Here is a 13,120-nt window from a genome sequence, read left to right as displayed (position 1 = left end):
TCGTGGCAAATCAAGCTGAAACACATGAAGGCGGCGATGCTATCGTCGCCTTCCGCGATGTGAGCAAGGTCTATCCGAACGGCACGGTTGCGCTGCGCGACGTGTCGTTTTCGATCCGCGCCGGATCGATCCACGCCATTTGCGGCGAGAACGGCGCTGGCAAATCCACGCTCATGAAAATCCTGTTCGGCATTGAAAATGCCACGGCGGGAGAAATCGTCGTGGATGGCCAGCATATCGCATCATGGTCGCCGGAAGATGCCGCCGCGAAGGGCATCGGCATGGTGCATCAGCATTTCTCACTGGTGCCGACATTGACCGTTACGGAAAACATCATTCTCGGCCATGAACCGGTAAAGGCCGGACTGATCGACCGCGTTGCCGCGCGCAAAATGGTCGATGAACTGATGCAGCAATATGACCTGCATGCCGACCCGGATGCGATCACGGGCACACTATCCGTCGCAGCCCAGCAGAAGGTCGAAATCCTGAAGGCGCTGGCGCGCCGCACACGCCTGCTGATCCTCGACGAACCGACTGCCGTTCTCTCTCCGCCGGAGATCGAGGAACTGATGCGACGGCTGAAAAGCCTGCGCGACGACGGCATCACCATTCTTTTCATTTCGCACAAGCTGAACGAAGTGCGCGAACTGGCGGAAAGCGTCACCGTGCTGCGCGCCGGTGCTGTAACCGGCACGGAAAAGCTTGCCGATGTGCCCGACGATGCCATCATGCAGATGGTGATGGGCCATGCCGTCGACATTCCAAAACGCGCCCACAAGACCGGCCCGACCAGAACCGTTCTCGCCATGAATGGCGTGACGACCAAGGCGCCCGATCCTGCCGACCGCATCAACGATATCAACCTCACAATTGGTGCAGGCGAAATCGTCGGCGTTGCGGGTGTGGATGGCAGCGGCCAGCGCGGCCTCGTCTCCGTCCTGTCCGGTCTGGCGGAAGCATCCAGCGGCACGATCAGTCTCAACGACGCAAACATGCTTCGCGCCGACACGGCCAGCTGGCGCAAAAAGGGCCTTGCCTATCTTCCTGCCGACCGTTTTTCGCAAGGCGGCGCGCCCGGCCTGTCGCTGGCGGAAAATGCCATCGCCGGAACCGACCGCAACTCCGATACGGATCGCGGACCCTTCCTGCGCTGGAATGCGATCAAGACGCGCGTACAGGATATGATCAAGCGCTATTCGGTGCGCGCGGGCGCGATTACGGAGCGGCTCGATTCCCTTTCCGGCGGCAATGCGCAAAAGCTGATTGCAGCGCGCGAGCTGGCAACCAATCCGAAATTTCTCATCGCCGATCAGCCGACGCGCGGCATCGACGTTTCGGCGGCAGCCTTCCTGCATCGCCGCATCGATGAAGTGGCGCAGGGCGGCTGCGCGGTGCTGCTGGTCAGCGCCGATCTCGATGAATTGCTGCGTCTCAGCGACCGTGTCGTTGTGCTTTTCAACGGGCGCATCGTTGCCCATCTTGAAAACGGGCCCGACATCACGCCCGCGACGCTCGGCCCCTATATGCTCGGAACCAAGGTGGCTGCCTGATGCGCAAAATTCTGGCTTCCCTCGTTCCGTTCTTCCTGACCGTGCTGGTCATTGCCGTCATTATGGCCGTGCTGCTGGTGCCGCTGGCGCTGATGCAGGATGACCCGGCGGCGATTCTGAAGACGTTTTTCCTCGGGCCCTTCGGCAGCATTCGCCATATGGGCAATATGGTGGAAGCGGCAACGCCGATCATGCTGACCGGCCTTGCCATCACGATCATGTTTCGCTCCGGCCTGTTCAATCTCGGTGCCGAAAGCGGCTTCTTTCTGGGCGCGCTCGGCGCGGTGACCGGTGCCGTGCTGATCCCGTCGCTCGGCTGGTTCTCGCTGCCTGTCGCCATTCTGTGCGGCGCGGTTGCGGGCAGCTTTGCCTGCACCATTCCGGCGGCTTTGCGCCTGCGCTACGGCGCATCGGAAATGGTGACCTCGCTGGTGTTGAACTATGCCTTCCTGTTCCTCGGCCTCTATGTGCTCAATTATGTCATCCGCGATCCGGCTGCGGGCGGTATGATGTCCTACAGAATTCCGCCCGAGGCCAAGCTCGACCGGCTGCTGGCGGGCACGCGCCTCAACAGCGGCTCGATCATCGCCATTCTGGCCTGTATCGCGGGCGGCATCTGGCTTTACTGGACGCGCTCCGGCCTTAATATCCGCATTGCGGGCTCCAGCCCCGGCTTCGCCAATCATCTCGGCCTACCGCTGAAACGTATCATCATGCGGGCGCAGATTGTCGGCGGTCTGGTGGCGGGCATGGCAGGGGCGCTCGAAGTGCTGGGCCTCCATGCGCGCTTTTCCTGGCTGGACCTGCCCGGCTATGGCTGGACCGGCCTTGTCGTCGCCATTCTGGCGCGGGAAAACCCGTTCATGCTCATCCCGGCTGCCCTGTTCCTCGGTTTCGTTCAGGTGGGCGGCGATCTTCTCGCCCGCAACATGAATATTCCGACCGAGGTGGTGGGACTGGTAACAGCGGCCATCATGGTGGGTGCCACGGCCAGCGTCATCCATAACCATCCGACCGTGCTGCGGCTGATCCGAAGCCTGCGCAATCGTGAAGGCGAACAAGCCGGAGTGCAGCCATGAGCACCGTTCTCGCACAAATTCTCGATCCGTCCTTCATCGGCACGATCCTGCGTGTGGCGACGCCGCTTCTGCTGGCAGCGCTTGGCGTGATGATTTCCGACCGCGCCGGTGTTCTGAACATCGGCATGGAAGGCATGATGCTTGCGGCGGCGCTCATCGCCGTTCTGGCCAGTGCCGCAACGGGAAGCCCGGCCATCGGCCTTTTGGCCGCGCTGATTGCAGGCGCGCTTCTCGGCTGGATCATGTCGGTTTCGGTCAACCGTCTCGGCACCGACCTCATCATGACCGGCATTGCGCTCAACATTGCGGCGGCGGCGGCAACCACGCTCGGCCTTTATCTGGCGACCGGCGACAAGGGCATGTCGGGCGCGCTGAAAAGCGGCGCATTGCCAAGCCTGCCGGTGCCTTTCATCGGCAATATTCATGTGCTGACCTTCGCCGCCCTTCTGGCCGTCCCCGCGGTCAGCCTGCTGATGATGCGCACCCGTTTCGGCCTGCATCTGCGCGCCACCGGCGTCGATCCCAAATCGGCGCGCGCCGCAGGCATTCAGGTCCGGCGCGTGCAGATGCAGGCGCTTGTCCTGTCCGGCCTCTTCGGCGGTGCGGCGGGCGCCTATCTTTCACTGGGCTATGTGACCTGGTTTGCCCAGAACATGACTGCCGGTCGCGGCTTTATCGCGATTGCAGCCGAAGTGATGGGACAGGGAACGGCATGGGGCACGCTTGTCGCGAGCCTTGTACTGGCGGCTGCGGAATCGCTTGCCATCACGCTGCAAAGTCTCGGACTGCCGTTCGAACTGATGCAGATGATCCCCTATCTCGTTCCGGTGGTCGTGCTGACGATCCATGCCGCCCGCAAGCAGCGGCGCGCACGGCAATTGAAGAACTCCTGACATGCATGAAAATGAGAAGAACATGAAGGCTTGGGAACTGACCCGCGATCTGCTGCGCGACACCAAACCCGTGGTGCGGACGGCGGAAGAACAGACATGGGATGCGAGCGCCGTCATGAAGGCGCAGGACGATCTCATGGCCATGTTCTGGAAAAGCAATGTGCCCGGATCGGCAGCACCCGAATGCCTGATGGCAGGCGCGCTGCAATCGCTCGAAAACAAGGGCTATGTGCTGGAACCCTATGCAGAGCTTCTCAGCGATGGGCTGGCAGCGCTTGAGCGCGGCGATTTCGAAACGCTCTACCGGATCGACATGCGCCTGCGCGTGCTGATGCGGGCAGCAACGCCCGACCCGAACCACATTTCGCAGAAGACAGTGCGATATGGGTCGTGGGAGGAGTTCGACGCCGCCGTCCAATGGCCGGATGATGTGCTCTACGCTGTGCATTCAGACGATTTCCGCGACCGCACCGCAGCCGCATGGATGGCGCAACTGGTGGGCGCAGCAGCTGGAACCGCACTGGAAGGCTATACGGCTGAAAACATCATGGAGGTTTTCGGCCCGATCCGCGATTATGTGCGTGAGCCCAACACCTATAATGACGATATCACCTTCGAAATCGCCTTTCTGGAAGCCTTTGGCGACAAGGGTTCCGCTGTCACCAGCCGCGACATTGCCGAGCGCTGGACTGCGCTGATCCCGCTTGGCTGGTCGGCGGAAGCCATCGCGCTTTCCAATATGCGCCGTGGCCTGACGCCGCCGGAAACCGGCACATCAGACAATCCATTCGATGAATGGATCGGCGCGCAGATGCGTGGCACCATTTGCGGCATGGTTGTGCCCGGTCGCGCCCGCGAAGCGGCACGGCTTGCATGGATGGACGCCGAAATCTCCCATGCCGGTAACGGCATTCTGGGCGAGGTGTTCAACGCCGTCATGGCCGCCCGCGCTTTTGCGGAGAGAGACACGCGCGAACTGCTTGTCTCAACGATTGGGCTGTTTTCAACCGAAACGGAATATGGCGCTGTTCTGGCCTTCGCGCTTGATGCCTGCCATTCCGCACGCAACTGGCAGGATGCATGGGCGAAATGCGATGCGGAATATGCCGAATATAACTGGATCCACGTCTATCCGAATGCGGCGGCTCAGGTTATCGCCTTGTGGTTCGGCGAAGGCGATTTCGACCGCACGCTCGAAATCGTGTGCGGCATTGGTCATGACGTCGACTGCAACGCCGCGCAGATCCTGAGCATGATCGCCATCCAGCACGGCTCCGGTATCATCGCGGAACGTTGGTCGAAGCCGCTTTTGGCCGACGACATCGTCACCTATATGCGCCGCCCGGCGAAAATCTCTTTCGAAGCACTTGTCGACCAGACGGTCGATGCAGCGCGCAACGCTCTTTAATTCCCCTATTAGGAACCCTAACATGGCCCGTAAAATCATTATCGATACCGATCCCGGTCAGGACGACGCCGTTGCCATTCTGCTGGCGCTCGCAAGCCCGGAGCTGGACATTCTCGGCATTACCGCTGTTGCGGGCAACGGCCCGCTGGCACGCACGGAAATCAATGCGCGCACCATCTGCGAAGTGGCGAAGAAGCCGGACACCAAGGTGTTTGCAGGTTCCATCCGCCCGCTGGTACGCCCGCTTGTGACGGCTGAAAACGTCCATGGCAAGACCGGTCTCGACGGCTATGATCTGCCCAAGCCGACCATGCCACTTCAGGCGCAGCACGGCGTCGATTTCATCATCGAAACGCTGATGAAAGAGGAACCGGGCACTGTCACGCTTTGCCCGCTTGGACCGCTGACCAACATCGCCTCCGCGCTGATCCGCGAACCGAAGATCGCCGAACGCGTCAAGGAAATCGTGCTGATGGGCGGCGGCTATTTCGAAGGCGGCAACATCACCCCTTCGGCGGAATTTAACATCTATGTCGATCCGCATGCCGCTGCAGTCGTGTTCAAATCCGGCATCCAGATCACCATGCTGCCGCTCGATGTGACGCACAAAGTGCTGACCACCGAAAAGCGTATCGCCGCCATTCGCGGCATCGGCACAAAAGTCGGCGAGGTGGTCGCAGCATGGCTCGAATTCTTCGAGCGCTATGACGAAGCCAAATACGGCACCGACGGCGGCCCGCTGCATGATCCGAACGTGATCGCCTATCTGTTGAAGCCTGAGCTTTATTCCGGTCGCCATTGCAATGTGGAAATCGAGATCAATTCGGAGCTGACCATCGGCGAAACCGTCGTCGACTGGTGGGAAGTGACCGACCGCCCGAAGAACGCGCTCTTCATCAAGGATGTCGACGCGGACGGTTTCTTCACGCTGCTGACGGAACGTCTGGCGACGCTCTGATCCTCGTCAAAACGAAAAAAGCCGCGCTGGTCCAGCCAGCGCGGCTTTCTGTATGACGACTGAAACTCAGGCGCTGGCGATCAGCGCTTCCACTTCGCGCGCGGTCGGTGCTGCCGCACCAGCACCTGCCCGCGTGACCGCAATCGCACCCGAGGCGGACGCGAAACGCACGCAATCATGCAGCGATTTTCCGTCCGCATAGGCGACCGCAAAGCCACCATTGAAACTGTCCCCGGCAGCGACCGTATCCACGACCTTGACCTTGAACGGCTCGAAATGCCGGACCTCATCCGCCGTGACCAGCAGCGCCCCACGGCTGCCGAGCTTGAGAATAACGGTCCTGGGGCCGCGTTCCAGAAGGTTGCGGCCCGCCGCTTCTGCCGAGGCCAGATCGGTTGGCTCAATGCCAGTGATTTCGGCGGCTTCCGTCTCGTTTGGTGAGATGATATCGCAAAGTGCGATCAGGTCCGCCATGCGGCTGGCATCGCCAACCGGCGCCGGATCGAACAGCACCTGACCGCCGGAAGCCCTTACCGCCCGTGCAACAGCCAGATTAACCTCATGCGGCACTTCGCGCTGCAAAAGGGTGATCTTCGCCTTGGCAATATCGGCAGCATAAGCGTCGATATCGGCTGCCGACCAATGCGCATTGGCACCCGCACAAACCGCAATCGTGTTCTGCCCGGCCTCGTCAACCTGAATGATCGCCATGCCCGTATCGACACCATCGGTCACACGCACGCCATCCGTATTGAGCCCGAATTCCTGCATCTGCTTGACGGCCAGATCACCGAAGGCATCATTGCCCACCGCGCCGACAAAACGCACATCGCCGCCAAGCTTGGCGACAGCCACAGCCTGATTGGCGCCCTTGCCGCCGAGACCGATGCCATAGCCCGATGCATTCACCGTCTGCCCCGGACGAGGCAGCGCCGCCATGCGGGCGCTGACATCCACATTCACACTGCCGAAAATAAAAATCTTCAACGGCTTCCTCCATAGAACTTTAGGGCACCATAGAGCATTTCCAGCAAAAGTGCGAAGCGGTTTTGCGTAGGATAATGCGCAAAAACAAATAGATAGAGCGAAGAAAACTTCCATGTCGGCAGTTCTGTCGTGCACAGACAGAAAAGCCGCGAGACGATCCCGCGGCTTTTCTTCAATCATGGCACAAGCGGCTTATTCGGCTTTCAGGAAATCGCCGACTTCCAGCAGCACGAATTCATTGTCGTCCACCTTGTCGAGCGAACGGCCAGCCGAGAACGGCAGATTGTTGTCGTTGCCGACGATGATATGGGTATCGTCTACGCGATCGACATTTTCGATGGTCAGGAAGGGCATGTCGTAAATGGCGTCATGACCGCCCTGACGGCGCTTGTTGTCCGGGTCGGCAATGGCCAGCAGGTCGATATAGCCGATCTTGCGCACTTCCTTGCCGACATTGCTGTCGTCGAAGGAAATCTTGTAAATGCGCTTCACCTTGGACGGCGCGTCGAAGCAATCGGCTTGCGGGTTCTTCGGATCAGCACAGGCCTTTTCCGCAACACCAACGCCGTTGTCACGTTCGATCACCAGACCCGTGCTGGCGTCCAGCATGTTGAAATCGCCAATTGCTTCGCCGCCATCGGCCAGAGGATAGAGCCACGAACGACCCGTCCATTTCTTGTCGGCCACGCTGAACTCGATGATACGCAGGCCGGTCTTGCCGCTTTCGGTCTTTTCCGGCGCGCCATCGACGAAAAGCGGGCCTTCGAGAAGACCATAAAGCTTCGAACCATCCTTCGACATGGCAAGGCCTTCGAAGCCACCCGAACGCTTCAGATTGTAGGTCGGAAGTTTGAGGCTCGGATTGGCAGGCAAAGCGAGCTTCGGATTGTCCGGCGAAACGACCGGCGTTTCACCCACCTGCGTCGCGAATACGTCGGTCAGTTTGCCTTCAGTATCGAATTTCAAAAGGAAGGGACCAAATTCCTCGCCCACCCAGAAACCATCCGCCACCGGCTGGATCGATTCCACGTCGAAATCGGCCCCGGTCAGATAGCGCTTTTCCGCGCCTTCCATGACAATCGGAAACGGCGCCTTCTTGTTCGGATCGGAGAGGAACAGGGTTTTTACCCGCTCGACCTTGCCATTGTCCCAGTCGAATTTCACATTGTGCAGCATCAGCATGGCATCGGGCGAGTTGAGCTTCGACCCAAAACCATTGTCCGACAGCGTCCAGAAGCTGCCGTCTTCCATGGTCTTGATGCCGGAAAAGCCCTGCACCGGCTGGCCGTCGAAAGGAAGCGAAAGGCCGGTTTTGCGCACGCCATCCTTGCCCTCGATCGTGCCGATGCCCTCGGCGCGTTTGCGGTCGGCGGTGGTGAATTTGCCGGAGGTCTTCAAATGGTCTGCCGCATCATCCGGTGCCGCGATAACCGTGTTGGCTGGCAGGATCGCGTGAGCCTTGAGCGTTGCCGGAAAGGCTTTTTCATCAGCCGAGGCCGGTGCGATGGTGAAAGCCAGCAGGCTAGCGAGAAGGGTCGAAGTGCCTAAAGAGCGATGCATGGAATGTCCCCGTTCCGATTGAGCAATGCGCATGGGTAAGCAAGCTTCGTGACACGTGCTTGACTGTCCAATGAAGCTTTGAAGACTTCCGTGCCGACGAGAGGAAAAACCAACTTCGTCAGTATGGAATATTTTTCCTCTATTCGGCGGGCAACTATGACGTTAATTTCCTGCGTCGCTGCATGAGGGAAAATATGACCGAAAATTCGTCCGTTCGCCGCAATATTCTTATCCTGACGATGGCACAGGCGCTCGGCGCGTCGAGCCCGCCCATCGTCATCTCGCTTGGCGGTCTTGTCGGGCAGAAATTGTCGTCTGATCCAGCCCTTGTCACCCTGCCCGTCAGCCTGTTCAATCTGGGGCTCGCGCTTGGCACATTGCCTGCCGCATTTTTCATGCGCCAACTCGGACGGCGCAATGCCTATATGCTCGGCGCACTTGTCGGCGTGGCGGCGGGGTTGATCGCAGCCGCAGGCATTTTCTCGGCATCGTTCCTGATCTTCTGCCTTGGCACGCTGACGGCGGGTCTCTACGCCGCCTATGTGCAAAGCTATCGCTTTGCCGCCGCAGACGCCGCCAGCGGCGACATGAAGGCCAAAGCAATTTCCTATGTGATGGTCGGCGGTCTTATCGCCGCAATCGTCGGCCCGCAATTGGTGATCTGGACGCGCGATACCATCCCCGACGCCATGTTCGCGGGCAGTTTTCTGAGCCAGGCGGTGCTTGGCCTCCTGGCATTGCCGGTGCTGTTCATGCTGCGCGCGCCCAAGGCCGTCAAAGCAGCCAATGCCAACAACGATACCGGCAGACCCCTGATTGAGATTCTGAAAATGCCACGCTTCATCCTGTCGGTGGCGGCTGGCGTCTGCTCCTATGCCCTGATGACCTTCGTGATGACGGCAGCACCTATCGCCATGGTCGGCCATGGCCATTCGGTGGACCACGCGGCGCTTGGCATTCAGTGGCACGTGCTGGCTATGTTTGGACCGAGCTTCTTCACCGGCAAACTGATCGCCCGCTATGGCAAGGAGAAGATCACCGCGCTCGGGCTTATCCTGATCGCCGGGGCCGCAGCCGTCGCGCTCGGCGGCTTCGATGTCGGCCATTTCTGGTTTGCACTGATCTTGCTTGGCATCGGCTGGAATTTCGGCTTCATCGGTGCCACCGCGATGGTCACCGACTGCCACACGCCCGCCGAACGCGGCAAGGCACAAGGCGCCAACGATTTCATCATGTTCGGAACGGTTGCCTGCGCGTCGTTCTTCGCGGGATCGCTGCTGCACGCTTCCGGTTGGGAAACCATCAACTGGCTGGTTTTCCCCGCTGTCGCGCTGGTGCTTGTGCCGCTGATCCTGCGCCTGAAACCCAAGGTCGTGACACAATAATCAGCTTGGCAAACAAGCACACTATCGTGACTTGGACTTAGTTTCGCCAGAAGCTATCTCTACTGAAATGCACCGATCCGATTCCGTCGGAACGGTGTTCTATTTTAATTTCCTAATCATTGATGGACGCCGCATACTCAAGTTTTTGAACGCCAGGCGAACCGCTGGAATGAGACTATGATCAACGATCTTACCGACGAAATGTTCTGGCTGTTCACCATCGGTGTCTGCATCCTGTTCTTCATCCGCCTGCTGTCGCCGCCCCCGGCAATGCGCAGCAAGACATCCGCGCAGACGCTTCCGCGCCCGCGTTGGCGTTCACGGCGCAGGGCTTTCCGCGAGCGCTGGATGGCGCGCAGCAAGGACGCGCAGCGTCCTAACGCATAAAGATCAGCGCCATGCCGACCACGGCAAAGGCGGCCCCGAGCCATGCGCCCGCTGCCGGGCGCTCGCCTGTTCGAAGCCAAAGCAGCGGCAATATGATGACGGGTGTTGTAGCCGAAATGGTCGAGACAATGCCCGCTTTCCCGCCCGACAAGGCAAAAAGCAGCAAGGTCATGCCGACGCCAAGCGACAGGAAGCCGGTCAGGGCCGTCATCGCTCCAACCCGCCAGTTGAGCGGATTGCGGGGCTTGACGGCTGCGAAGGGCAGCTGCATCAAAACCGACAGACAGGTGGCGGCAATACCGACGCGCAACATGGAGCCGACAAACGGGTCGATGCCCGTTTCCATCACCGGACGTGCGATGATCGAGCCGATGGCCTGACCAAGCGCCGACAAAAGCCCGAGGCCGACACCGGCCCACAGCGACCCTTTGATCGTTTCCCATGGATGCTGCTGATTGGCGCGCTTGCCAAAGAAGATCGCCAGCGAAACACCGAAAACCGTGATGACAATACCGAGCACGGCGGTCAGGGAAAGCGTTTCACCCAGCACCAGCCAGCCCAGCAATGCGGTCATTGGCGCATTCATGGCGAACAAAATGCCGGAGCGGCGGGGCCCAAGCCTGTTGAGCGTGATGAAAAGCAGGGTATCGCCCAGAAAAATGCCGATGAAACCTGAAAGCAGCAACGGCAGAACGACATCGCCGGTCAATTGCTGCCATTTTCCGGTGGCAATCACGTAGATGGCGAGCAGGCTCGTCACGAACACCTGGCGCACGCGATTGAAGGCAAGCGCGCCCAAATGACCGGCTGGCCAGGCGGAAATGAGACCCGTCAGTGCCCAGCACGTTGCTGCCCCCGCCGCAGCCAGCTCATAGATCGGCATGTTATTCCTGCAATTTTTAAGAACCCGGCGTTCGGTGCGTCAATCGCCTTCCGCTTTCTATCGGGGCAGGAAAATGCCGTCTATTTCATTCTCGTGAACTGGCTATCACCGAAATCGAACAATAAACGAAACAGCTCTATCGGTAACCCATGTTGCTCATAAGAGGCGCCTTGCTTTTAGATCGTTTCAGACCAGAAGTCGCAAATTGGCTGCTTTGGAACCAAGCGCCGGGTCATATACCCATGAAATAGTTTTCGGTTTGAGTGGTTTGTGATTCACTGTCTCCATTCATTTGAAGGCAATGATGGCTCGTTTTGATTTAACTGATTTCGAATGGTCCGCAATTGAACCGCTTCATCCGACCAAAGTGCATGGTAAGGCCCACGTTGACGCTCGACGTGTTTTGAACCGTATATTCTGGCGGCTGAGAACAGGTGCGCCATGGGCAGATATTCCAGCCCGCTCCGGTCTGTACGACTGTAAATCGCTTCAACAGATGGCGCCATTCAGGGCACCGGGCACGCATTCTCAACGCGATATTAGATGCTTACGACGGCGATATACAGTTGATCGACTGCTCGTCAATCCGCATCCTGAAGAGGTGAGACCTCAAAAAATAGATCCCGTGAATCGATTGCAGGTCGAACGGGTTGCTCCATGAAGCGTGCACAAGCCCTACCGCACGACCGGGATGGTGCATGGATCGAAGCTTTTGGTATTTTCATGGGAGTTTGGTTGCGGGGGCAGGATTTGAACCTGCGGCCTTCAGGTTATGAGCCTGACGAGCTACCGGGCTGCTCCACCCCGCGTTATTAAGTGCAGACCTCAATGGCCCGGGAGCGCAGTCAGGCGTAGCCTGATGAGGTGAGGCCGTTAAAAAATCGATTGAGTATCGATTTTAGGCCGAACGGGCTGCTCCGAGCCTGTCTCACTTATTTGTTGTAGTCGGTATTTTTGGCGATTATCGCATGTTTGGAGTGTTTTGTATGATTTGAGAAGATGTTTTGATTTGTGTGCTTGGCAGACCTGGCAGCGACCTACTCTCCCGCATCTTAAGATGAAGTACCATTGGCGCTGGAGCGTTTCACGGCCGAGTTCGGAATGGGATCGGGTGCAGCCGCTCCGCCATAACCACCAGGTCGGCGAAGAACACAAATTGAGAAGCTGGATTAGGGGAGTAGGGGAATAGGGCAGTAAGGGAGTATGTTAGCTCACTGTTTCATCTGCTCTTATTTTCTTTCTGCACTGATAAACAATAAGCACGCGACTGCGTGCCGCCGGTTTTCCGGCGCCCTGTCCGGAGCGAAGCGGCTTTAGCCGCGACAGCGTGAGGACAGAAGTTAAAGCTGGTATTCGTCAAGCGAAGCTTGATGGATACAGATAATGGGAGTGATCAAGTCGATCGAGCTATTAGTACCGGTAAGCTGCATGCGTTGCCGCACTTCCACACCCGGCCTATCAACGTGGTGGTCTTCCACGGCTCTGATAGGGAATACTCGTTTTTAGGTGGGTTTCCCGCTTAGATGCCTTCAGCGGTTATCCCGTCCGTATATAGCTACCCTGCTATGCCGTTGGCACGACAACAGGTCCACCAGAGATACGTCCATCCCGGTCCTCTCGTACTAGGGACAGATCCTATCAATATTCCTACACCCACGGCAGATAGGGACCGAACTGTCTCACGACGTTCTGAACCCAACTCACGTACCGCTTTAAATGGCGAACAGCCATACCCTTGGGACCTGCTCCAGCCCCAGGATGCGATGAGTCGACATCGAGGTGCCAAACAACCCCGTCGATATGGACTCTTGGGGGTCATCAGCCTGTTATCCCCGGCGTACCTTTTATCCGTTGAGCGATGGCCCTTCCACGCGGGACCACCGGATCACTATGACCGACTTTCGTCTCTGCTCGACTTGTCAGTCTTGCAGTCAGGCAGGCTTATGCCATTGCACTCGACGAACGATTTCCGACCGTTCTGAGCCTACCATCGCGCGCCTCCGTTACTCTTTAGGAGGCGACCGCCC

General features: G+C 58.7%; 10 protein-coding genes, 1 tRNA gene, 2 rRNA genes and 1 pseudogene (1 of these 14 running past the window's edge). 8 read left to right on the top strand and 6 right to left on the bottom strand.

The window, feature by feature from the left end; genetic code table 11:
* Positions 1-2: 2 nt before the first annotated feature.
* Genes QLQ11_RS11665 through QLQ11_RS11645 form a run of 5 tightly spaced genes read left to right on the top strand, consistent with a single transcriptional unit; the run spans position 3 to position 5,891 of the window.
* A complete protein-coding gene (locus QLQ11_RS11665; RefSeq protein ID WP_124915910.1) occupies positions 3-1,553 on the top strand; it encodes an ABC transporter ATP-binding protein in 1,551 nt (516 codons plus the stop codon).
* Positions 1,553-2,632 (top strand): ABC transporter permease, encoded by a 1,080-nt coding sequence (locus tag QLQ11_RS11660; RefSeq protein WP_109367852.1) that lies wholly within the window; start codon positions 1,553-1,555, stop codon positions 2,630-2,632. The genes QLQ11_RS11665 and QLQ11_RS11660 overlap by 1 nt, the downstream gene beginning before the upstream one ends.
* The gene (locus tag QLQ11_RS11655; protein WP_109367853.1) at positions 2,629-3,525 is read left to right on the top strand and encodes an ABC transporter permease; all 897 of its coding nucleotides are present in this window, start codon (positions 2,629-2,631) and stop codon (positions 3,523-3,525) included. Before QLQ11_RS11660 ends, QLQ11_RS11655 begins: the two co-directional genes overlap by 4 nt.
* Before the next feature lie 22 nt (positions 3,526-3,547).
* Positions 3,548-4,933: an ADP-ribosylglycohydrolase family protein gene (locus tag QLQ11_RS11650; RefSeq protein ID WP_235859001.1), complete on the top strand. Its 1,386-nt coding sequence runs from the start codon at positions 3,548-3,550 to the stop codon at positions 4,931-4,933.
* A 22-nt stretch (positions 4,934-4,955) separates the two neighbouring features.
* Positions 4,956-5,891, top strand: coding sequence for a nucleoside hydrolase (locus tag QLQ11_RS11645; protein WP_109367855.1), 936 nt, complete (start codon positions 4,956-4,958; stop codon positions 5,889-5,891).
* Between the two features lie 66 nt (positions 5,892-5,957).
* On the opposite strand, the gene rbsK is transcribed toward QLQ11_RS11645, so the two are convergent.
* Both rbsK and QLQ11_RS11635 read right to left on the bottom strand, forming a co-directional pair.
* Positions 5,958-6,830 (bottom strand): ribokinase, encoded by an 873-nt coding sequence (gene rbsK / locus QLQ11_RS11640; RefSeq protein WP_235942933.1) that lies wholly within the window; start codon positions 6,828-6,830, stop codon positions 5,958-5,960.
* 240 nt (positions 6,831-7,070) lie between these two features.
* A complete protein-coding gene (locus QLQ11_RS11635; protein ID WP_283736243.1) occupies positions 7,071-8,438 on the bottom strand; it encodes an esterase-like activity of phytase family protein in 1,368 nt (455 codons plus the stop codon).
* 194 nt (positions 8,439-8,632) lie between these two features.
* Between QLQ11_RS11635 and QLQ11_RS11630 the strand changes: the two genes are divergently transcribed.
* On the top strand, positions 8,633-9,823 hold the full coding sequence (locus tag QLQ11_RS11630) for an MFS transporter (RefSeq protein WP_109367857.1): 1,191 nt from the start codon (positions 8,633-8,635) through the stop codon (positions 9,821-9,823).
* A gap of 177 nt (positions 9,824-10,000) precedes the next feature.
* Positions 10,001-10,210, top strand: a complete 210-nt coding sequence (locus QLQ11_RS11625) for a hypothetical protein (protein WP_109367858.1) — start codon at positions 10,001-10,003, stop codon at positions 10,208-10,210.
* On the opposite strand, the gene QLQ11_RS11620 is transcribed toward QLQ11_RS11625, so the two are convergent.
* Positions 10,200-11,093 (bottom strand): DMT family transporter, encoded by an 894-nt coding sequence (locus QLQ11_RS11620; protein ID WP_121538888.1) that lies wholly within the window; start codon positions 11,091-11,093, stop codon positions 10,200-10,202. The genes QLQ11_RS11625 and QLQ11_RS11620 overlap by 11 nt on opposite strands.
* A gap of 304 nt (positions 11,094-11,397) precedes the next feature.
* Between QLQ11_RS11620 and QLQ11_RS11615 the strand changes: the two are divergent.
* A pseudogene (locus QLQ11_RS11615) lies at positions 11,398-11,686 on the top strand (transposase); the annotation flags it as partial.
* A gap of 139 nt (positions 11,687-11,825) precedes the next feature.
* Here QLQ11_RS11615 and QLQ11_RS11610 read toward each other — a convergent pair.
* The 3 genes from QLQ11_RS11610 to QLQ11_RS11600 all read right to left on the bottom strand — a co-directional run.
* Positions 11,826-11,902, bottom strand: a tRNA-Met gene (locus tag QLQ11_RS11610).
* A gap of 215 nt (positions 11,903-12,117) precedes the next feature.
* A 5S ribosomal RNA gene (rrf, locus tag QLQ11_RS11605) occupies positions 12,118-12,232 on the bottom strand.
* 250 nt (positions 12,233-12,482) lie between these two features.
* Positions 12,483-13,120: ribosomal RNA gene (locus tag QLQ11_RS11600) — 23S ribosomal RNA — on the bottom strand (it continues 2,175 nt past the right edge of the window).

It is taken from the genome of Ochrobactrum sp. SSR, from assembly GCF_030067775.1.
In the GTDB taxonomy this organism is placed as follows: Bacteria; Pseudomonadota; Alphaproteobacteria; order Rhizobiales; family Rhizobiaceae; genus Brucella; species Brucella teleogrylli.
The sequence above is the reverse complement of the archived record's forward strand: the minus strand, read 5'-3'. Positions and strand labels throughout refer to the sequence as shown.

Excerpts from the sequence above, each read along its gene's own strand:
- QLQ11_RS11645 (WP_109367855.1), top strand. The coding sequence starts at position 4,956 with ATGGCCCGTAAAATCATTATCGATACCGATCCCGGTCAGGACGACGCC.
- QLQ11_RS11660 (WP_109367852.1), top strand. The coding sequence starts at position 1,553 with ATGCGCAAAATTCTGGCTTCCCTCGTTCCGTTCTTCCTGACCGTGCTG.
- QLQ11_RS11625 (WP_109367858.1), top strand. The coding sequence starts at position 10,001 with ATGATCAACGATCTTACCGACGAAATGTTCTGGCTGTTCACCATCGGT.
- QLQ11_RS11635 (WP_283736243.1), bottom strand. The coding sequence starts at position 8,438 with ATGCATCGCTCTTTAGGCACTTCGACCCTTCTCGCTAGCCTGCTGGCT.
- QLQ11_RS11630 (WP_109367857.1), top strand. The coding sequence starts at position 8,633 with ATGACCGAAAATTCGTCCGTTCGCCGCAATATTCTTATCCTGACGATG.
- QLQ11_RS11655 (WP_109367853.1), top strand. The coding sequence starts at position 2,629 with ATGAGCACCGTTCTCGCACAAATTCTCGATCCGTCCTTCATCGGCACG.
- QLQ11_RS11650 (WP_235859001.1), top strand. The coding sequence starts at position 3,548 with ATGAAGGCTTGGGAACTGACCCGCGATCTGCTGCGCGACACCAAACCC.
- rbsK (WP_235942933.1), bottom strand. The coding sequence starts at position 6,830 with ATGGCGGCGCTGCCTCGTCCGGGGCAGACGGTGAATGCATCGGGCTAT.
- QLQ11_RS11620 (WP_121538888.1), bottom strand. The coding sequence starts at position 11,093 with ATGCCGATCTATGAGCTGGCTGCGGCGGGGGCAGCAACGTGCTGGGCA.